At 36.3% G+C, this 19094-nt stretch carries 24 protein-coding genes; 3 read left to right on the top strand and 21 right to left on the bottom strand.

Features of this window, described 5'->3' with window-relative positions:
• Window positions 1-53 precede the first annotated feature (53 nt).
• The 18 genes from ACY650_RS00005 to ACY650_RS00090 all read right to left on the bottom strand — a co-directional run bounded on the left by ACY650_RS00005 (window position 54) and on the right by ACY650_RS00090 (window position 9554).
• Window positions 54-401: a hypothetical protein gene (locus ACY650_RS00005; protein WP_462250447.1), complete on the bottom strand. Its 348-nt coding sequence runs from the start codon at window positions 399-401 to the stop codon at window positions 54-56.
• A 5-nt stretch (window positions 402-406) separates the two neighbouring features.
• A complete protein-coding gene (locus tag ACY650_RS00010) occupies window positions 407-2140 on the bottom strand; it encodes a hypothetical protein (RefSeq protein ID WP_462250449.1) in 1734 nt (577 codons plus the stop codon).
• A complete protein-coding gene (locus ACY650_RS00015; protein ID WP_462250451.1) occupies window positions 2137-2520 on the bottom strand; it encodes a hypothetical protein in 384 nt (127 codons plus the stop codon). Before ACY650_RS00015 ends, ACY650_RS00010 begins: the two co-directional genes overlap by 4 nt.
• Entirely contained in the window at window positions 2517-3056 is a 540-nt protein-coding gene (locus tag ACY650_RS00020; protein WP_462250453.1) for a hypothetical protein, read from the bottom strand. The genes ACY650_RS00015 and ACY650_RS00020 overlap by 4 nt, the downstream gene beginning before the upstream one ends.
• Entirely contained in the window at window positions 3053-4402 is a 1350-nt protein-coding gene (locus ACY650_RS00025; RefSeq protein WP_462250455.1) for a hypothetical protein, read from the bottom strand. The genes ACY650_RS00020 and ACY650_RS00025 overlap by 4 nt, the downstream gene beginning before the upstream one ends.
• Window positions 4399-4848, bottom strand: coding sequence for a DNA-packaging protein (locus tag ACY650_RS00030; RefSeq protein WP_462250457.1), 450 nt, complete (start codon window positions 4846-4848; stop codon window positions 4399-4401). The genes ACY650_RS00025 and ACY650_RS00030 overlap by 4 nt, the downstream gene beginning before the upstream one ends.
• Window positions 4849-4958: 110 nt before the next feature.
• A complete protein-coding gene (locus tag ACY650_RS00035) occupies window positions 4959-5192 on the bottom strand; it encodes a hypothetical protein (protein WP_462250459.1) in 234 nt (77 codons plus the stop codon).
• A 31-nt stretch (window positions 5193-5223) separates the two neighbouring features.
• The gene (locus ACY650_RS00040) at window positions 5224-5601 is read right to left on the bottom strand and encodes a hypothetical protein (RefSeq protein WP_462250461.1); all 378 of its coding nucleotides are present in this window, start codon (window positions 5599-5601) and stop codon (window positions 5224-5226) included.
• A 1-nt stretch (window position 5602) separates the two neighbouring features.
• Complete coding sequence (locus ACY650_RS00045; RefSeq protein WP_462250463.1) at window positions 5603-6076, bottom strand: hypothetical protein; 474 nt, start codon at window positions 6074-6076, stop codon at window positions 5603-5605.
• A gap of 13 nt (window positions 6077-6089) precedes the next feature.
• Complete coding sequence (locus ACY650_RS00050) at window positions 6090-6236, bottom strand: NUMOD4 domain-containing protein (RefSeq protein WP_462250465.1); 147 nt, start codon at window positions 6234-6236, stop codon at window positions 6090-6092.
• Complete coding sequence (locus ACY650_RS00055; RefSeq protein WP_462250467.1) at window positions 6233-6697, bottom strand: hypothetical protein; 465 nt, start codon at window positions 6695-6697, stop codon at window positions 6233-6235. The genes ACY650_RS00050 and ACY650_RS00055 overlap by 4 nt, the downstream gene beginning before the upstream one ends.
• Window positions 6694-6912 carry a hypothetical protein gene (locus tag ACY650_RS00060; protein WP_462250469.1) on the bottom strand — a complete coding sequence of 73 codons (219 nt, stop codon included), beginning with the start codon at window positions 6910-6912 and terminating at the stop codon, window positions 6694-6696. Before ACY650_RS00060 ends, ACY650_RS00055 begins: the two co-directional genes overlap by 4 nt.
• A 12-nt stretch (window positions 6913-6924) precedes the next feature.
• Window positions 6925-7137, bottom strand: a complete 213-nt coding sequence (locus ACY650_RS00065; RefSeq protein ID WP_462250471.1) for a DUF1737 domain-containing protein — start codon at window positions 7135-7137, stop codon at window positions 6925-6927.
• A 265-nt stretch (window positions 7138-7402) separates the two neighbouring features.
• Window positions 7403-7954 carry a hypothetical protein gene (locus ACY650_RS00070; protein ID WP_462250473.1) on the bottom strand — a complete coding sequence of 184 codons (552 nt, stop codon included), beginning with the start codon at window positions 7952-7954 and terminating at the stop codon, window positions 7403-7405.
• A 168-nt stretch (window positions 7955-8122) separates the two neighbouring features.
• On the bottom strand, window positions 8123-8296 hold the full coding sequence (locus tag ACY650_RS00075; protein WP_462250475.1) for a DUF551 domain-containing protein: 174 nt from the start codon (window positions 8294-8296) through the stop codon (window positions 8123-8125).
• A 12-nt stretch (window positions 8297-8308) separates the two neighbouring features.
• Entirely contained in the window at window positions 8309-8512 is a 204-nt protein-coding gene (locus ACY650_RS00080; RefSeq protein WP_462250477.1) for a hypothetical protein, read from the bottom strand.
• On the bottom strand, window positions 8509-8871 hold the full coding sequence (locus ACY650_RS00085; RefSeq protein WP_462250479.1) for a hypothetical protein: 363 nt from the start codon (window positions 8869-8871) through the stop codon (window positions 8509-8511). Before ACY650_RS00085 ends, ACY650_RS00080 begins: the two co-directional genes overlap by 4 nt.
• Window positions 8872-8903: 32 nt before the next feature.
• Window positions 8904-9554, bottom strand: a complete 651-nt coding sequence (locus ACY650_RS00090) for a DNA cytosine methyltransferase (RefSeq protein WP_462250481.1) — start codon at window positions 9552-9554, stop codon at window positions 8904-8906.
• A 562-nt stretch (window positions 9555-10116) separates the two neighbouring features.
• Between ACY650_RS00090 and ACY650_RS00095 the strand changes: the two genes are divergently transcribed.
• Window positions 10117-10812, top strand: a complete 696-nt coding sequence (locus tag ACY650_RS00095; protein WP_462250483.1) for a hypothetical protein — start codon at window positions 10117-10119, stop codon at window positions 10810-10812.
• Here the strand turns inward: ACY650_RS00095 and ACY650_RS00100 are convergent.
• The 3 genes from ACY650_RS00100 to ACY650_RS00110 form a co-directional block, all read right to left on the bottom strand.
• Window positions 10809-14378, bottom strand: a complete 3570-nt coding sequence (locus ACY650_RS00100; protein WP_462250484.1) for a hypothetical protein — start codon at window positions 14376-14378, stop codon at window positions 10809-10811. The genes ACY650_RS00095 and ACY650_RS00100 overlap by 4 nt on opposite strands.
• A 106-nt stretch (window positions 14379-14484) precedes the next feature.
• Window positions 14485-15030 carry a hypothetical protein gene (locus ACY650_RS00105; protein ID WP_462250486.1) on the bottom strand — a complete coding sequence of 182 codons (546 nt, stop codon included), beginning with the start codon at window positions 15028-15030 and terminating at the stop codon, window positions 14485-14487.
• A 102-nt stretch (window positions 15031-15132) separates the two neighbouring features.
• Window positions 15133-16917: an ATP-binding protein gene (locus ACY650_RS00110; RefSeq protein ID WP_462250488.1), complete on the bottom strand. Its 1785-nt coding sequence runs from the start codon at window positions 16915-16917 to the stop codon at window positions 15133-15135.
• Window positions 16918-17057: 140 nt separating this feature from the next.
• On the opposite strand from ACY650_RS00110, the gene ACY650_RS00115 reads away from it, so the two are divergent.
• Together ACY650_RS00115 and ACY650_RS00120 are read left to right on the top strand one after the other, a co-directional pair.
• Window positions 17058-17714, top strand: a complete 657-nt coding sequence (locus tag ACY650_RS00115) for a hypothetical protein (protein WP_462250490.1) — start codon at window positions 17058-17060, stop codon at window positions 17712-17714.
• Window positions 17714-19030: an ABC1 kinase family protein gene (locus ACY650_RS00120; protein WP_462250492.1), complete on the top strand. Its 1317-nt coding sequence runs from the start codon at window positions 17714-17716 to the stop codon at window positions 19028-19030. Before ACY650_RS00115 ends, ACY650_RS00120 begins: the two co-directional genes overlap by 1 nt.
• The last annotated feature ends 64 nt before the right edge of the window (window positions 19031-19094 follow it).

Raw genomic sequence — 19094 nt, forward strand, 5'->3', positions numbered from 1 at the left:
AACTATCCCTAATCTCATGCTCTCCATTTCCTCTTCAATGATTTCTTCATTTGTCATACGATCCCGTTTTTCTTCAGTATTTCCACTATCCCATTCTCTACCAATATTTCAACTAGCTTGGCTTCATACTCCTCAATCAATTCTTCTGGATTATCTGTTTTCTCAAATTCATATTCGACCTTATTTAGAAGCTGCATCAACAGTTTAAAAAAACCTAGTTTCTTAATCAGCTTCCATGTATTGTGTCTCTTTATTCCTTCAAATTGCTTGTCAGGCATTTCGAAAATCTGAATACTCTTATCTCCAACTTGAACTGAGAAATTTGAGAAATTATTAGACAGGAAAAACTCTGCTCCAACAGCCTCAGAGTGTGTTTCAAAAGTTTCTTTAATCGGCTCCATATCTCTTATTTTAATGCTGGTTGATTTTCATAATTATGACCTGCCACTAGTGTTACTCCCCACTTATCTGCCAAGTAACCTTCAATTTCTTCTCTATCAGAAGTGGTCAATCCAGAGCCAGTATTATCTCCCACTAAAAACTCACATGCAAAACCTCCAATTGAAAGGGCATTCGTGGAGTCTTGAAAAGCCATGTATATGAATTGGCCGGTTAGATTCACAGCAGTCCCAATTGTAACACTCCCTTTAAAGTCTCCATTGATATATATATCCGCACTACCTTCCGTTATTCTAACTGCTATCAGATTAGTGGATTGAACAAACAACGGTAGGTCATCAATTGTATAATAACCTGTTACTCCTCCGGCTCTAATGAACATTCTACCCGCTCTATCAAATGCGATCCTTACATCATTGCCGATAGATCGAAATAAGTATTGATTGTTTGATATTGCACCCTGCTGAACTACTGTGAATACCCAATAATCTGTTGAGGTGTCAACAGAATTATTATCCAAGTTATCATCTAAAAAGGCTAAACATCTCTTTCCATTAACTTTTGAGTTTACAACAATCGGGTATTGTGAGGAGCTATTTTGATCTACATCATAACCTGCTGCACTTCTATCAATTGCAGCGCTTGCGTAGTCACCAACAACAGTAAGAAATTCACCGTCATCTAAGCTGTGATCATACCAGTTTTGAAGCGTAGCTTGAGTTAAGAATATATCGTTAGGCTTTTTTACTTCTCTTTTAGTAATTGTGATTAAAACAGTTCCGCTTCCAGAATATCCAGATCCTGCTGTCCAATCAACACCAAAAGTATTCTCACCTATTGGTATAAGTGTAAAGTCAGATAGCTGTATCTTATTTTCAATTAATTGTAGTCCTGATGGTAGATTAGTGTCATCAAGGGTGTAATCTGCTTCGCTAGGGGTTGAAGAAAACTCAACATCTATGAATAAACCATTGCCACTCTTATTCCAAATAATTTGTCCGTTATTATTAGCAACAACATCAGTTATTGGTGTCGCCATTCCTGATAGGTCTATATCAACACTTTGCGCTTTATACCCCCCAAATACACCTTGAGCTTTTACCGAAAAATTCAACTCTTCACTTATTGTTCCTGCAATCTGCCAGCTCCTAGAATTATTCTTGGTTAATGTCAGATTCCCAATATCCCCTTCGATAGTAACATTTGAATCTTGATCGGTAGTGATGTCTATCGGTGTTATGTCTTCACCAGATGCTAGTGTTTCTGAATTGCTACTTAATGTTAAAGTGGTCAACCTATTGGGTTGGATACCGGCGTTATTTTCGATAGTAACATCGAAGGTTACAATCTTTCCATCACAATTCTCAAATAGTCTATTGATACCATCAATTGAACTAAATCTGTTAATAGTCAACCCTGCGCAGGTCAATTTCTTCTCTATGGTCTTTAGGTGCTCATCTACTACAGATATGTAATTATCATACTTTGATTTATAACTCTCGTCAATGTCCGATCTCATCATGATCATGAATCGACCTGTCCATCTATTCGATTGTCTTACTCCAGAATTCTGACTTATGTTTGGTTCGGCTGTAATTGGATCCAATCCTATGAATACATCATCAGTTCCCATGTTCATGGGATTGTTGACATCATTATTATCATACTGGAAATAGTCCTCCCTACCGTGTACAAACAACCACCCTTGATCAGCTGCTATATTCTCCAAATACTCTTTCATGACCCATATTGTATTTTTGATTCATTGGCATCGATGAACTTCTCTATCTCATCAATTATCCATAGCAATAGGTAGGCATCCGGCTCATCATTATCCCTGTCAGGTTTATGGCATATATAATCCATTACCCTGTTCACCATATGTAGAGCTTCATGTGCAATTACTGAGTTTTTAGGATATTTTTTACCCCCTTCTTTGTAGGCTTTTAGTGATAAGTAAACCTTCTCTTCAAAGTCAAACACACCACCATCAAACTCTTCCATCGGTCTATCAAAATCTGCACCCTTAAGTATCTTGTTCCTTAACTCATTCTCATCCCAATAAATTATTAGGATGAATGTTAGTTGGTAAATCGGTATAGTAATGTGTTTCCTTATCATGTTCTACTCTTAATCCTCCTATATTTCTCAACTACCTCGTTGTATTCCTTATTCCATCTAAGCAATGTGAATACTTTCCCATAGCTCCACTTTTCAACCTCAAATGGAGGTATTCCGAACTGCTGACCTAATGCAACCAAAACTCCCAATACGCCATATTTAGCCATCCTCTCACCTCCTGCTTCTTTCCATGTATGATCTTCTTCACTCAAGTGTTCTTCAGCTTTTACTAGTCGGTTTGTCTCAGTAATAATGTGGTTAAATGCAGGGTAGAAATCCTTCACTCTTAGCTTCAAAAGCTCCTTCTTCTCAAGTGAGTAAACCCACTCAAACATGTTGATTAACCCGTCTAATGTTATCTCTTCAAGGAACTGACGGATCTTAATTACTCTACCATATTCTATGTTTAGGAAGTCTTCAGCTTTGTGCCCTTTTAGTTCATTACTGGTATTCAAATACAACATCACTTCATAGTCGCTCGGATCTTGAAGTGATAGAAGTTTTTCAACTGTGATATTTTCAAGAACCTCTTTCATACTCCTGCTACTCCAAATTTCTTAACCGTTCCTACTTCGAAGTAATACCGCATCATAAGTGCGTCGCTAAAATCCGGTGATCTTCCAATGATCTCCTTTACCTCCTTTTTTCTTAATACTTCAAGCTTTCCATCTGTGCCAAATGCCCTATTTTTAATACACTCTAGTTCTTCTACTATCTCGTTCCAGTAATCAGACACATCTGCTTCGAAGTATATTTCGGATGCGTTTATCTTCATTGCAATACCGAAATAGCATTGATCTTTTAGCTTTGAGTAGTCTTGTGTTTTACCACGTACTTTTAAGGGTGATCCGTTGTTATGGAATTCCTTAGCATTCTTTAGGTAGCCTTTTAGAAAAGATCCTACACCATCAGCATCATACGCTATATTTCTTTGAGGCACTCCATACTTGGTAGCTAAACCTTTTATGATTTGCTCAACCTCATTTGGCGATGATTTATCAACAACATGAAGCCCTATTACTCTCCATCCATTCCATATCCAAACAACAAATTTGTCAGATCCTTGAAAGGCAATATCAGCGGTCAAATACTTCTGGCCTTGTTTAACAAAATCATTTGTGAGTAAATCCTGAATAGCATCATCATCCACTAATCTTGCCTCATCAATATCTCCTTCAGCTAAGTAAAGAGCGTTAAACATAAACTGAGGCAAGTCCTTTCTTGCCTGTTCAACCTCTTCTCTATCAAGAATACCGGCAGCTATTGCGTCATATGCTGTTATTTTGAATCTTTCATATTCTGAATCTTCTTGATTGGCTTTTAGAGACAGTTGATGTCCCCAATTTGATTTCCCTTTGAAGTTTCCTATGAATTTGCAAGGTGCTTTTGTCGCCGTAAGTGTGGATCTTAATGCATACCATGATTCAGCTTTCATCCTTGTATACTCATCCATCACCGCCGCATAAACATCTTCACCATAAAGATTATCTGGATCTTTCGCCGTCTTGAATCTTAATACAGTATCAAGAGGCGTTGTTATGGTTAGGTCACTCTTATTTATGGTATAATTCGGGTTAAGTGATACCTTCCTTTTTGTTCTGTTAAATGCAATCTGAGATTGAGCATATACCGGTGCGCACCACCAATATTCATTTCCTTCTTTAGCTATTGATAAATGTGGGTTGAGTTTTTTAGCTTGAAGTTCTTTGTTAGCATGAGCGCAAGCGAACAGCCAATAGATATGGCTAAATGTCTTCCCTGTTTTAGTTGATGCTTCAACCGTTGTAAAACGTTTATCAGAATAGATGAAATCCTTCTGATACCCTGTTAACTTGGGAGGAGTTATCTTAATAACCATAAGAAGTACTAACCACTTTATCATTCTTCACTGAAGTCTACTGTTACTTCTTTTACATCTACCTCTTTCTTATCCGCTAAACCAAGCTTCCTTGCAATGATATTAGCGTTAAATGCTCCAACAGTAGCTCCTTCAAACTGTTGTGTTTCAATTACTCGCTTTATTTTATTAGCGACATCCCAAAAATCTTCGTACTCAGGTTCTTTTGTATACCTAATGAAAGTGTTATCGTCTATATCTAGATGTATGCAAAGACCACCTAATGAGTATGGTCTTTGTGTGTCTGCTGAAACTTGATCACCAAAATTTGGCCCAGCTTTTACAGCTTCATTTTTCTGCCAAGGGTTTACATCACACCATTCGAAGTATTCGCAAGCAGCTTCCCATAGAATGTCAGGATCAGAGAATATTTTATCTCTACCGTGCTTACTTCTTGATTTCCAGAATTGATTTCCTTTCGGTGCCGACATTAGATCACAATTATTCCGTTAAGCCATAAAGCTGACTTTTGCTAAATCTTAAATGGAATAAAAGGATTAAAGTATTGGAGCTAGATCGCTCCTGATAAGATTATGTAAATCTAGCTATTTCCTCTAAATTTCTTAAACCTCTCAATAAATATGTTTCTTATCTCAGGGAACTGCCCAAGTATTACACCTACGAATATCAAGTGCCTATCTTGATGAACTTCTATTCTTACTTGCCTCGGTCCTTCTCTAAATTCATACCTCGCTAACATGCCTATTCCTTTCAATTCTTCTAGTGTCTGAACTAGCTTATCAGATTTGGTAGTGTAATCAATGAATGTGTGCATATCATCAATTTATTTAGTAATTACAGAACTGTCAAGATACTAGCTCTTTGTATTTAGATAGGGTTTGTTCATTTTCTTGTACAGCCTGATCAATAGTTCTAGCATTGCTTATGTAAGCTGAAGCTCTTTTCAACATTGAATTTGATGATTGAAGTTTTGAAGCCATCTCTTTTAGTAGTTGGTCTTTTTCGGTTACTACCTTATCGTGAGATTTTTTAAGGTTACTATGAGCACGCTTAACTATTTCAATATCTTTTTTAAGCTGCTCAACCCCTTCTTGTTCTATGGCGTCTAGGTAGCCTTTAACAAATCCTATATGGTATGATTGAATACGTGTTAGATCGGAAGGCCCCAAAAAATAATTTTTATGATACCTTGCCTCTGCTTTTTTATTGTAGTCTTCTTTCATCTCATATCTTCTTTAATTCAATGTTGTTTTCTGAGCAGATTTGTTCGAAGAGGGAGACTGATGGGCATACCCCGTTGTAAAGCGTTAATTCATCACCTTCGTCGTTGTAATTGTAGATTATGGCTAGTTGTAATGTATTGTCAAACGCAATTGATAAGAGTTGATTCCAAGGCAATTCTGGATTCAGATAAATCAAACCATCCTCTTGTCTTTCAAACCCCTCATACCTTAGTCTATTCTCTTCGTAGAGATCCAGTTTCTTAAAGTAATTATCCCACGCTTCCAACTCTTCTGGTTTCCCGATTTGCAACGCTTCTCTTTTAATCCATATTAACCGACTATTATCAGCGTACGCACTTTTTGGTTCTTCTGGCTTTGCCTGTCTAGCCTTCCATTCATCGTACATCTCTTGAGTACATACGCCAGGGGCAACTATTGGCTCTGGGTCGTAAAACATTGTTGGTTTAAGCTTCATATCTTCTCCTTATCTAATATTTCACTTTCCTTATCGGTTGTTTAGGTATGTTTACTTCTACATTTCGGTCTAATGATTTGACACGACCCAAATTAGACACCTCGTATATGCCTTCATATCCAATAACTTCTTTCCATATTTCTTTTGCGTGATCTTTCATAGCTTGTCTCGTAGTCTTTCCTTTAACTCTTTAGCTTGCTGTTTTAACTCATAAGGTGTTGGAATCTCATACTCTTCATTTAGTTCTAGTGGTATGCCTTGGTCTAGGCACCTGGTTGCGAAAGCGTTTATAACAGCTCCATTTTCTAATACAGCAACACACTCTCCATTTAGTATATATCTGTAATAGTCATTAGCTAGTAATGTTGACTTAGGATCAAGCTGTACGTCCCACTCTCCTTTAAATAATGAATTAATAAAATGCTTTAATTTTTTTGCATCACCCTCCATAGGTTGGGATAGAAAGGTGTGGGCTTCCTCTATTAGTCTATAGGTCTGATGTGAACTGCTTTTGTTTACAAATGCTAAATAACTCAATTCATCTAGCGGTAAATCTGTAATCCACCCCACAAACTCCATCATAGGTCTTAATTGGTTTCCGAAAATTTCAGTTGCTTTCATAGTTCATCAATTTCTTTAGCAGTGGTGAACCTCCATGTAGCTTCTGATGAAATAGCGAACTCTTTACCACAATTAGGACAATCTATTTCATGACATTCTTCTTGATATAAATACCATAATTCATTGTCTGAAATCGAAATACTTTCTAAGCAATGCGGACATCGAGGATCTTCATTCCTATAAAATGCCATTGGGTCATCTTTTATCTCTTCCATATCTCATCTATTTTAATCTGACTTAGCTTTCATCATCATTATTGAAAAGGACTTTTTTTCATGATGTCCCACCTGAGCGAGACAGACAAAGTGACTCCCATGTAATGACCATCCTTTATCTAGCATTGCATTAAGTTTTTTATTAAAATCGGATGCTGATGATTCCTCAATTAGTAGATATTTCATTTCTACATTTTCAGCGGGCCAATATGTTGTCTTTACCATAGTATGTCGTCTTTAACTGGGCTGTCTTCAGGTATTGGGTAATATGGGTCTAGTATTTCGTCCTTTGGTGGTCTTACCACTCCGCCCGTTATATCTTTAAAATCAAATCCTAAATGCACATCTTTCATATCTCTAGTTTTTAAGTTCTCCTCTAATTATTGTTACTAATAAATCTCGAAGACCTAGACCGACAAAAACGTACGTGAATACAAATTCCCATCCCGTCAGTTTAGTACTTAAATTCTCTATCCAGTCTAGCATATCCTTATTTGTTTTTAGTGTCTTTGGTTAGAATGGATTCTAGTTCATATAGCAATCCCGAAGAATAATTGAAGATCGCAAGATCATAAGTAGTAGGATTGATCATATCATTTTTCGCACTATTGGTCTCGTCAACTCTATCCATAAAAGCCTTTATATCTTCTCTTAATTCAGATGATTTTTCCTCTATTAACTCGTTTAATTCCCTTACCTCACCAATTTCCTTGTGTAAGGATCTATTTTCATCCTCTAATTCCTTGATACGTTTTTCAGACTCTTCCAAATCAGTCCAAAATCCACATCCCAATTCCATTGACTCAAACTTGCTTTTCAACCTCTCATTCTCTTCTCTCAACTCTTTTAAGTTTGGAACCTTCTCCCACTGCTTTACTTGGTCTCGAAGAGTTTTATTCATTGCTTTGTAGTTGGCATTCTCTTCTCTAAGTTTTTTGGTTTCTTGATCGTTAAAAGCCTCCATAATAGCACATGTAAATTCCAGGTCGAATGGCTTTCCATGTTCGTCATCATATTGCTCTATCTCTTTACTCTCTTTCATTCTAATCTTTTCTAAATAATTGTGAATAGTGTATTACAGTTAATATCCATCCGAATAAGCATATGCCTTTATCTATCATTGAAAGTAGGCTCCAATTCATTAGAGTTAATGTAAGTCCCACTCCAATGAGTATTCCTATAATTGATATTGCCATTTGACGACCCATCTCTATTGGTGTTTAGGGGGTTCGGGTAATGGCATCCAGTGGGTTATTTCTTTGTGATCATAAGCCCACCCTGAACCATTCCATACTCTGTAATGCATCTTTCTACATTTAGCTCTAAAAACCCAATATCTTCCTGGCTCACTAGGCATTCTATCCTTTACACTTATCCATTTCATTGTTGTGTGGGTTTAAATCCATTTTAATTCCTTCTTATCAAATACAAAGAATGACTCTCCAGTCTCTTTGCTTTCGAATATCAGACCCCACTTACCGAGCAATTCAGCATACTGAGCGCCCTTACAAATAGCCACTTCGTCTTCGTGAGGATGACCTTTCAGAATCAATGCTTTTTTATTGTCGAAAGGTGTTTCTTTAAGTTCTGCTTCCATCATTCTTTCATTTTAAGTTCTTCTCCTGTTAAGGCGTAATACAAGTTTTGTAGTTGGTGGATGTACTCACATTTAGCGCTGAAAATTGGTGCTTCATCACCAAGAAATAATGCGAGTCCTTTATTACCATAATCTGTTGCTATAAACACTTTCCATCTTTCATCTATCTGCCAATGAAAGCAATCGGATAATGAAGCTATGTCTTCGATTACCAACCCAAACTTCTCTAACCACTCTTCTGTAATGGGGATGGGGCGATAGTTATGAGCCTCCTTGATAGTAATCCAATCGGCTTCATACATGTTTTCATTATCACCTTTTCTGTATACCCAATTCCCTATTCTTAATTCTTGTGGTTTCATTGTCATATTATCTTTAGTTGGTGTATGGGTGGTTACACAAATAATTCCCCTTGCTTCGTGTTTGATTTAGTTATGATGTTGCGGGCACAGTTAAGAATATGAAGCCCCACATCTGGGTCTACACAGTTTCTTAAAGCCAATCTTTTATTGAATCCTACATATTCGCTTAAATCGTAGCCTAGCTTTTCCTCCCATTCCTTAATTTTTCCATTTTCAATCTTCGAAGGAGCCACATCAATTGAATGGGGTATTTTGAAATTAACCCAGAACCAATGCCTCCCAATCTTAGTAGGTTCAATCAGAGGATTATAGAATGCCTCAACATTTTCAACACAAAATTTTCCTTTGAAATAATGTTGGAGTAGCAATATCTCTTGGTATAATTTCATATCAGGATACTTTGCTTTAGATAGGTGAGCTCCTGTATTTTTAGAATTATTTAAAACTCTTAGTCTTCCCATTTGAGAATGGGTTGGACATGGTGGGGATGTCCATACAAAATCATAATTTTCATAGTTCTCTAGTAAGTATTCGTGAGCATCCCCTACTACTATTTTATCGTGCGGAAAATGATCCGAATATACTTTTGCAACATCTGGATTAATCTCAACGGCAGTAACCTCTACATCTTCCCATAGCTTCCTGTTACCTCCTATGCCGGCATATAGATTTAGTATTTTCATCCGTGTAAGATTTGTGTAAAATGAATAGGTATCCCCGTCTGTCTTGGGATTCCAAAACAGTCTTTAAGTATTCTTAATAGGGATTTTGTGTAGTGAGGAGTACTAGGAAATACAAAGAATCGTCCCGTCCGGACTGACTCCCGCGAAGGGGTTGTATTTAAGTGTTGTGTATATGTGTTGTTTTTCGTGTTTTCACTGCAACTCCCAACACATAAATTTTGTAACTGATTGAATATCAGATAGGTGCTAGAACTAAGGTAGGTTCGAATCCTACTACCCCGACATCAAAAACCGCTTTTTCAATATTGAGAGAGCGGTTTTTTTATGATTATCCTAAATCACTTGATTCGTAAATCAAATTAGTCGGTATTGAAACTAACTGATGTACTAATCAAACAAAGCTGTAAAGCCATATGATGATTAGTGCCGACGCAATTAGAATAAAAAGTATATCGACAACACCGATTCCTTTAATCTCTTTCATTTCACTAATTTAGTAATAAGTGGTATTGATGGATATCAAATTCTCTATTCTTAATTCCTCAAACAGATAGGCTATTCGATGAAGAATAATCTTAAACATTACATCTTCGAAGTTCTTGCAATTTTTATAGGAATAACGGGGTCATTCCTGGTTGAAGATTATAGAATAAATAAAATAAAAGCAGACCAGGTTAAATATGCTCTTGAGGCCCTCAATGAGAGTTTAGAATCTGACTCAATAAATTTAGCATTTAACATGGTTGCCTATGACTCCCAAATCTCTATTCTCAGTACTTGGAGAAATGACAACTTTGATATAACTCCAGACACCAATATTTATATGCATTTCTTGGCGCTAACTGCCTCTATTCCATTCTCTGTTGACAAAACAGGATATGAAATCTTCATTGAAACAGAAGGAAAAGAACAGATTAACAATTTAGAATTAAGAAAATTGATCAGTAATTATTATAATAATATGGCATCAATAATGGAGTCTGATGTACTATCTGAGCAAGATTATCAAAATGCATTGATGAATTTAAGTCTCTCTGCCAATATTGAATTTCCTCCTAAATCTCTCACTTCAAATGAAGGCTTATATAAAACCTATTTACCCTATAAAAGGTATTTGAATAGTAATCATGAGGCACGTAATAGACTTGCCAATCAACAAATCTTACAGATTTCTAATAAAATAAAAACAGAAAGAATGTTGGGATATACAATAAGGCTAAAAGAAGAGATCATAAAAGAACTAGCTGTTTCAGACTAATTCAAGATCAGTCTAAATACTTCAATTCGATAGTTTGTAATCACCTTAACCAAAGCAAAACCAATTGGAAAACTAAACTGATCTATGCTTTGATCAATTAATTTTCCTTCTTGAGAGTATAACTGAATAGATTCAACCTCTTCATATTCTAACAAGCCTCTTATCCCTATCTTCCGAGTGGATTGATTTATCTGCAATTTCAATCTAGCAAAATCATCATTTGAATTAACTCTTATTATCCCCAGTATTTCCCGAGTACCATCAAAATCTTCTTGAATAAGCCTATAATATTTCTTTTGACTTAGTCTTGAATAATCATCAATGCTATATTTCTGAACCTTACTAGAGTTGCCACTTCCTTTGACCGAGTTCAAAAATTGAAATCTTGAGCCGTCATTCGAACTCTCTATTATGAAGTGACTATTGTTTATTTCAAGACTTGTAGACCATGTTAGTACAACAACTCCTCCTACAACCCTAGCTTCAAATGAAATGAGTTCGACCGGTAAAGTATTTGAGCCATCTACATCATTACCAATTGTGATTTCCCCATCAAAAGAATTGAATGCAATTGGATTTGACAGAGAGGTAATTGTTCCAGCACCATTTCCACTTGCTGTACCTCCCAGGTTGTCCCATCCATTTACTCCATCAAATTTGGCAATAATCAAATTTTCATAATCGTCGACCTCATCAAGCAATCCATAATGCAAGGTAATGAGCGCATTGCCATCAATATCAGTATCAGGGTCGTTGACACCTCCAACATTTATTCTATCAACTTTCCAATATCTTAAAGCTGAAAGGTTAGAAATTGAACTTGGTAGACTATAGCCAAGCCCATTTGCAGATTCATTGAAAACCTCAGACACGTATGTATATGAATTAGCCGTTGAGTGAGCAACTTCTAATTCAATTGGTCTGTAAGTCTGACCTTTACCTAAAGGGAAGTTTAATATTGAATTACCAATTGTAGACTTTTCAAAAGCAAATTTTCCATTTAAGTAAGCATTCGAAGAACCTAGATTGGTAGTGGTACCATCTCTTAATAAAAGAACAGCATCTGATCTCGTTTGAACAACTCCATTTGTAAAAAGTATACTGTTAGCGACTTGAACTGAGTCTTCTAGAATTATATCGCTCTCTAGACTGGAGGAAGTATTGTTAACAACCAAATCGAAAAACAGCTCTCCTCCTATGCATGCCGGACATGCAATTATTTGCTCATTAACTCCATTTAAAGTAACCAAAGCTCCTGAATTAATAAAACCGTCGTTGGTTGAATTATTATTTAACCAATCCCCGCCTAATGTAAGGTTATGTGTATCAATATTGATGGCACTACTATTCTCAATGACTAGATCACCCCTTAACAACAAATCACCATTGACATTTAATTGACCAAACCGATTAACACTTACTATAAGTGTATCCAAGACCATATTACCATCTGGACCTAATAAATCAAGATTAACTCCATCAGGGTTTGCACTCATGAACTTGAGCGAAGATCCATTGGTCTGACTATCAATCACCCCATCCAGAAGAGTCCAATCGCCAATTACGGTTATATAATTTTCAAGCGTAAGTACTCCATTGGATTTGTTTACTACCACATCTGGAACTGAGCCGGACGAAGAGTTATCTGCTCCTGAAAAAAGTTGATTATTTCCTCCAATTATTTCAATAGCCCCTGATCCATTGCCGTCCCCCATGTGATCAATATTTAAATCACCCACTACGGAAATTGTATCTTGATTAATAATCACATCGTCCCCACCAGAAGTTGATAAATTACCAAAAACTGTTAAACCATCGGTTAATGTGAGTACAGCAGGGCCAGATGCAGGATCTGACTCTATTACTAGATCTCCAGTCAATGATACATTCGCTGTGATATCTAAAAAGCCAAATGAACCTGAGAAACGTAAGCTATTTAGTGTGTGAGGGTTGCCAGCAATTAAAGCATGATTTGAGTTGTTACTTATGGCATTAACTGCAATAATTATCCCAGTCAAATCCAAAACTCCCCGTTGATAGTGCCATGAACCGGCTAGGTTTAGTGTGCCAGCATTGGCAAAGTCTAAAGTACCTGTCATGTTAATAAATAAACTAGGCAAAAGTCCTTCATTAATTGCCAGATCAGGATCAATAGTTATTAATTGTGATCCTCCGCTAAACTCTAAAACTCCAGTACCGCCTCCACCACTACCAGAATGGCCTATATTGAGATTGCCTTTAACTCCTAGCGTATCATTATTAATTTGAACATCATTTACCCCAGTTGTTGTAAGATTACCACTTACTATAGATTTTTGATTAGTTCCTATTGAAAGCGTAACATCAGAGGAAGCATTAATAATCATATTACCATTAAGAAGAAATGGTGCCTCTACATCAACTGACGTATTATTTGAAGCTACTACATTAAAATCTCCTTCAATAGTTAAAGGCGCGGATAAAGTAGCTGTCGAGAAACTTCCATTGATAGTGAGCGCATCAATCGTGTGATTATTTCCAGCTATTTCAGAATTGCCATAAAGTACTAATTCAAATGGATTCGGATGGCTCAGTGTACCATTGATATACTCCCAACTTCCACCATTCAAGTTGATATATCCATCAACAATAAGCGTATTACAATCAATTTTTATACTTGGCAGCGGACAAAGATCAGCACTTGATGGTGCATGAATTGTCTGAATTCCAGAGCCCGATATGAATAATGATGCAGACCCACCTCCATTTTCCGATGACGAAAGTAGGTATAAATTATCACCCTCAAATTTCAGTGTTCCTATATCAGAATCTCCGTTATCAATATCTATTGAATTGGTACTAATTCCACTATAAATAAGATCCCCCCTTACAGTCAAAGTATCTTGTAAATCCACAGTGATCGAACCGTCTGAATTAACGACAGTCATGTCATTAGACACTAATATATCATTATGAAAATTCAACGTACGATATCTACCTTGAAGGTATAAGTTGTAAAACGCTACATCGCCAATAATACGTGTTGATCCTGAAGTGATATTAAACCTAACAAGGCCATTGTTGTGATTAAATGTGCCTGATAGAAATGATATGTCCTGACTAGTATTATCCAAACCTTCAGCAAAATGGAGGTTTGAAGAGGTACTAGTAAAATCAGTACCATTTAAAGTAAAACTTTCTAAGATTGAGATGTCTTCATCTCCACCAATAAAAGATCCTCCTTCGAAATTTGCACCAGTATTCACCGAGATAGCGACTCCATTACTTTGACTTATGATACCATCATAGGTATTTTCTACGCTGATTGAGTCTATCGTAATATTCGTATCGATTTCACAATCAAAATCACTTGCATTACTAAATATTACAACATCACCAGATGCTGGCACACCAACAGGTATCCAGTTATTTGGATCGCTCCAATTACTATTAGATGATGCATTCCAAGTTTTTATCTGAGCAGATAATAGACTTGCAATTAGAAAGAGGGTATTGAAAATGAGGAACTTATAACTTCTTTGACAAACGTATTTAAAGCCTATTTTGAAAGACGAAATTATGATCATAATAAGTTACTATTACTTGAAAAATGACCATATAAATCTCTTTCTAGACGGCTAAAATGTGATTAATCGTTAGGTAAACATGTTGTGTACAACTCGATAAATTTCCTTATGAAACCCCAATGAATATTAGCCATACTGCTCCTAAAAAATGCCAAAAAGTAAAGACATTTAATGCATACTGAATCGAACGAGAGTGAATCCTGTATTCTCGGATTTTGGCAAATACTGAAACTAATAGAACTAACCCTATGGCTACATGTATGAAATGAACTAAAGAAAAAGGGAATAGAATATCATTGTATGAAAGATTAGCATTTATAAGTTCTTTCCATCCAATTACTTGTAAAGCCGAAAAGAGTAGCCCGAAAAAAAGTCCCAATCCTGTAAACCGAAAAGCCTTTTCTATTTTATCCTCCTTAATGTTTAATTGGCCAACAACAATTAGTATGCTACTTACTAACATAAACCAGGTTGCCACTTCGTATATTACCGGAATAGTAATCTTTGGAAACCGTTGAAAAACCCATATTGCAACTAATGAAAAGAAAATTAGCGTGCTGATAACTATCAATAGTTTGGTCAATCGTTGACCAACAAAAGTCAATTCTCGTTTTACTAATAGTCTTTCCTCAACAATTTCTCTATCGCTCATATATAATTGTTATAACTCTATGAGCAAAACAATGTTGTGATTGGAAACCATAACTTAACCGAGAGGTCATTTGCAAGACTTAGCAAAAAAATTTCTAACAACTTAGACAGTGAGCTTTACAAAGAAAGTACTCCCCTTATCTTTTTCAGACTCTACCCAGACTTTACCCCCTAGATCTTGTACGTACTTCTTGACAATTGAAAGTCCAAGACCTGTCGAGACCTCACCTCCAGTAGGCTGAGCACTAAGTTTCTGAAATCGATTGAATAACTTTTTCTTGTCCTCATCAGAAAAACCGGGACCTTCATCACAAACTTTAAACACTACACTATCATAAGCACATTCTGACCGCAATTCCACGGTAGATTCTGCGTCTGAAAATTTTACTGCATTAGAAACTAAGTTTTCCAGAACCAATAGCAAAAGAAGATGGTCCGTTCTAATGATGTTGTGATTTTCACAAAAGGCTACGGCTAAATCGATATTTTTCTTAGCTGCAATTGGTCTGTAACGTTGAATTACATCACGCATTATAACACGAACGTCTACTCGTTCTTGAAGTACTTTAATTCTATTACCCTCAAGCCCGTCAACGTCAAGAATTTTTGTAACCATTTTATTAATTCGCTCTGCATTGGCGGTAACTTGACTAAGCATCTTAGCTTCTACCTCAGATAGGCTCGGCCCCATTTTTTGGTTAACGATATCAGTAACCATTATTATTTGGCTTAAGGGTGACCGAATATCATGCGCAAGAATTCGAACCAAATTATTCTTCTCCTCATTGAGAGCTACTAACTGAGCATTTCTGTTCATCAACTGCTCATTCTTTTGCCGAATATCTTCTTGTTGATCTTCAATCTGATCTTTCTGCCCAACAAGTAAATGTGTGGTCTTTTGATTTTTATAAAATAAAAACCCAAAGCCTAGAAGAAAAACAACCGTTATCCCTATCCCAACTACAAGTATCCTTCTTGTATTTCCTTCACGATCAAGTTTAAGATTGGCATTTTGAATTATCGCTAATTGCAACTCCTTTTCTTTTGTCAGTATAGAAGTAGCTAGCTCTTCACCGGAATAAATCTCATCAATGAATCGATATAATTCTTCACCAAGGTATTTCGACAGAATTTCAGAAATTTCATACTCGGCTTTATCCGTGGCTAAAAACTCATTAAAAAGAGGCTTCCACTTACTTCCTTTAGGCACCATATAAGAGTAACCTAAGCCCTTCACAGTAAAGAAATTTTGTCGAACTAACTCGCTTCCTTCTTTTACTTGCATGAGATATACTGGGAGATCAATAAACCCAAATGAATTTTCCAAAGCGCTTATCCTATCAAGAATATTTTTTTCACTATCGATGAATTCAATTTCAAAATCATAGCCAAACTTTTCACGCAAATTCATTAATTGATCTTCGTATTTTGTCTCTTTGATAGTGACCGCTTTTAACGTACTCATCATATCATCGATCTCCTCAAAAGATCTTACAATGGGAGTTCCTTTGCTAGAGACTAAAACTGTTATATCCGGTAAGTAAGGTTCTGGAAAATCTGCATACTCTTTCCTCCCTTCTGTAATCGACATAGCAGAAATTCCAAAGTCATTGCCATTATCAGAGTTTCTTATTGTGGAAAGTATATCAGAAAAGCTTTCGGCTCTAATCCAATTCAGCTCTACTTCAAGTTTTTTTTCGTTCTTTAAGAATGATTGAAATGAGCGAAACATCTCCGGTTCGACGCCTTCTAGCTTTCCATTTCCATTCTCGTATATAAATGGTTTTGAAGTGGACCAATACAAATTAAGCTGCTCCTGACTAAAAACCGTTATTGGACAGATAAATGAAAGCAAGAAAATAATGCGATAAAAAAGGTGGTGGTGCATAAATTTAAAGATGGTCAATTTATATATCATCTAAAATTTACACATAACTAATCTATTATCGATAGGCTAAAAATATTTTACACATTTTTTAAACCATAATATGCAAATCATGGTTTTAATATAGGATCATAATAATAGCCATGGCAAAAAAAAATATATCTAAGAAAACATTACAGGAAGGTTATCAGGATTATCTTCTAGAAGAAGGTAAAAAGCCAGAAACTGTGCGCATTTTCACTAAGTTTTTGGGGATAACAGATGAAGAATTTTATAAACATTTTGGCTCACTAAAAAACATAGAGAGTTCTATCTGGGATGACTACTATCATAAAACAATGGAAGTTGTTATGAAAGATCCAGAGTTTGAAGAAATGAATGGCAGGGAAAAGCATCTATCATTCTTGTATACTTTGCTTGAAGTAGTTAAACCAAATCGTTCATATATCCTGTACAAACTTGAAGGTAAAAAACCTCACGAATTACCTGCAGAATTAAACAATACCAAAAAAATAATTACTCAGTCAGAAATAGAATGGTCTAAGACTTTTGATTTTCTACCTGAGAAAGCGCAAAGTGCCTCGCATGATGCCTACAAGAGGGTATTATGGTCTCATACCATCGCTATGTTGCTTTTTTGGGTAAAAGATGATTCGGGTGATGCCACTGACACTGATGTTTTCATTGAAAAGTCCACTCGAACTGCTTTTGATATTGGAGAGCTACCCGCTCTAGATTCTATTCTCGATTTAAGTAAATTTTTCTTACAAAAAATGGGCTTTACAAAAGCTACAGTCTAATGTCAAAAGAACTTGATAGAATCCCGGTTGGAAAGGTAAAAAGAGCCAGCAAATTCGTAACGACGGGTGCAAAAGTTGGTGCTAATTATGTTAAAGCTTACAGTAAAGCGGCGATTAATGGAAAGCTTGATAAAGACGAGTTAGACAGTGATAATGCTCGTGACATTTACAATTCTTTAAGTGAGCTAAAAGGAAGTGCATTAAAAATGGCTCAGCTCTTAAGTATGGATCAAAACGTACTACCTAAAGCATACTCAGACAAATTTGCCATGGCACAATACAGTGCTCCACCATTATCATATCCGTTAGTGAGAAGAACATTCAGTTCAAATCTTGGCAAAGAGCCCAATGAAGTATTTGACACTTTTGGCAAGAGCGCCAGTAACGCAGCTTCAATGGGACAAGTGCATAAAGCAGAATTAAATGGTGTTAAGCTAGCTGTCAAAGTCCAATACCCAGGTGTAGCAGACAGCATTAAAAGTGATCTAAAACTAGCCAAGCCATTTGCATTGAAACTCATGAATGTAAAAGGAAAGGAAGTCGAACCATATCTAAAGGAAGTTGAAGGCAAACTATTGGAAGAGGCTGATTATGGTCTTGAACTGAAGCAATCGATGGAATTTGCAGAAAAATGCAAGGATGTAGAGGGTGTGTTTTTTCCTTCTTACTACCCAGAGCTTTCAGCACCTCAGATCTTGACTATGAGTTGGCTAGAAGGAGAGCCAATTGGTGCTTGGATGAAGCGTGAGCAAACACAAAAAGATCGTAACCGGCTAGGGCAAATTCTTTGGAACTTCTACATGTTTCAAATGCACCAATTACGTATGATGCACGCTGATCCTCATCCTGGAAATTTCATTATTAATGAAGATTGTGACCTTGGCGTTATCGATTTCGGTTGCATCAAGTATATACCGGATGATTTTTATAAAGCATACTTTGAACTCGCCAGCTATGATGTATTGGACAACCCCCGAAGAGTTGACGAGCTTTTTAAAGAACTAGAAATCATTCGACCTTCGGATCCAGAAAAGGATGTCAAGATTGTTACCGATATGTTTACTGGATTAATACGATTACTTAGTAGACCATTCAACGAAGGCGAATTTGACTTTAGCGATGAAGCTTATTTTACAGAGATCTATCTAAAAGGAGAAGAAATTTCTAAGGATCCTGAGATGAATAGGCTACAAGCACGCGGATCTCGCCATTTCATTTATTTCAACAGAACGTTCTTTGGACTATACAATATCCTTCATTCTTTAAAAGCAAAGGTTGATTGTAGTACAACTGAATTTGTAGAGTTATCCAAATAGAATTTAAATATCCATCAATAAGTAGTTCCAATGATAATGAGTGGTTTTGTTGTCACTAAATTGT

Source organism: Ekhidna sp., assembly GCF_963691765.1.
Taxonomy (GTDB): Bacteria; Bacteroidota; Bacteroidia; order Cytophagales; family Cyclobacteriaceae; genus Ekhidna.

Bases quoted from the DNA above. Each gene is read 5' to 3' on its own strand.
- ACY650_RS00005 (WP_462250447.1), bottom strand. From the start codon at position 401: ATGGAGCCGATTAAAGAAACTTTTGAAACACACTCTGAGGCTGTTGGA.
- ACY650_RS00010 (WP_462250449.1), bottom strand. From the start codon at position 2,140: ATGAAAGAGTATTTGGAGAATATAGCAGCTGATCAAGGGTGGTTGTTT.
- ACY650_RS00015 (WP_462250451.1), bottom strand. From the start codon at position 2,520: ATGATAAGGAAACACATTACTATACCGATTTACCAACTAACATTCATC.
- ACY650_RS00020 (WP_462250453.1), bottom strand. From the start codon at position 3,056: ATGAAAGAGGTTCTTGAAAATATCACAGTTGAAAAACTTCTATCACTT.
- ACY650_RS00025 (WP_462250455.1), bottom strand. From the start codon at position 4,402: ATGATAAAGTGGTTAGTACTTCTTATGGTTATTAAGATAACTCCTCCC.
- ACY650_RS00030 (WP_462250457.1), bottom strand. From the start codon at position 4,848: ATGTCGGCACCGAAAGGAAATCAATTCTGGAAATCAAGAAGTAAGCAC.
- ACY650_RS00035 (WP_462250459.1), bottom strand. From the start codon at position 5,192: ATGCACACATTCATTGATTACACTACCAAATCTGATAAGCTAGTTCAG.
- ACY650_RS00040 (WP_462250461.1), bottom strand. From the start codon at position 5,601: ATGAAAGAAGACTACAATAAAAAAGCAGAGGCAAGGTATCATAAAAAT.
- ACY650_RS00045 (WP_462250463.1), bottom strand. From the start codon at position 6,076: ATGAAGCTTAAACCAACAATGTTTTACGACCCAGAGCCAATAGTTGCC.
- ACY650_RS00050 (WP_462250465.1), bottom strand. From the start codon at position 6,236: ATGAAAGATCACGCAAAAGAAATATGGAAAGAAGTTATTGGATATGAA.
- ACY650_RS00055 (WP_462250467.1), bottom strand. From the start codon at position 6,697: ATGAAAGCAACTGAAATTTTCGGAAACCAATTAAGACCTATGATGGAG.
- ACY650_RS00060 (WP_462250469.1), bottom strand. From the start codon at position 6,912: ATGGAAGAGATAAAAGATGACCCAATGGCATTTTATAGGAATGAAGAT.
- ACY650_RS00065 (WP_462250471.1), bottom strand. From the start codon at position 7,137: ATGGTAAAGACAACATATTGGCCCGCTGAAAATGTAGAAATGAAATAT.
- ACY650_RS00070 (WP_462250473.1), bottom strand. From the start codon at position 7,954: ATGAAAGAGAGTAAAGAGATAGAGCAATATGATGACGAACATGGAAAG.
- ACY650_RS00075 (WP_462250475.1), bottom strand. From the start codon at position 8,296: ATGAAATGGATAAGTGTAAAGGATAGAATGCCTAGTGAGCCAGGAAGA.
- ACY650_RS00080 (WP_462250477.1), bottom strand. From the start codon at position 8,512: ATGATGGAAGCAGAACTTAAAGAAACACCTTTCGACAATAAAAAAGCA.
- ACY650_RS00085 (WP_462250479.1), bottom strand. From the start codon at position 8,871: ATGAAACCACAAGAATTAAGAATAGGGAATTGGGTATACAGAAAAGGT.
- ACY650_RS00090 (WP_462250481.1), bottom strand. From the start codon at position 9,554: ATGAAAATACTAAATCTATATGCCGGCATAGGAGGTAACAGGAAGCTA.
- ACY650_RS00095 (WP_462250483.1), top strand. From the start codon at position 10,117: ATGAAGAATAATCTTAAACATTACATCTTCGAAGTTCTTGCAATTTTT.
- ACY650_RS00100 (WP_462250484.1), bottom strand. From the start codon at position 14,378: ATGATCATAATTTCGTCTTTCAAAATAGGCTTTAAATACGTTTGTCAA.
- ACY650_RS00105 (WP_462250486.1), bottom strand. From the start codon at position 15,030: ATGAGCGATAGAGAAATTGTTGAGGAAAGACTATTAGTAAAACGAGAA.
- ACY650_RS00110 (WP_462250488.1), bottom strand. From the start codon at position 16,917: ATGCACCACCACCTTTTTTATCGCATTATTTTCTTGCTTTCATTTATC.
- ACY650_RS00115 (WP_462250490.1), top strand. From the start codon at position 17,058: ATGGCAAAAAAAAATATATCTAAGAAAACATTACAGGAAGGTTATCAG.
- ACY650_RS00120 (WP_462250492.1), top strand. From the start codon at position 17,714: ATGTCAAAAGAACTTGATAGAATCCCGGTTGGAAAGGTAAAAAGAGCC.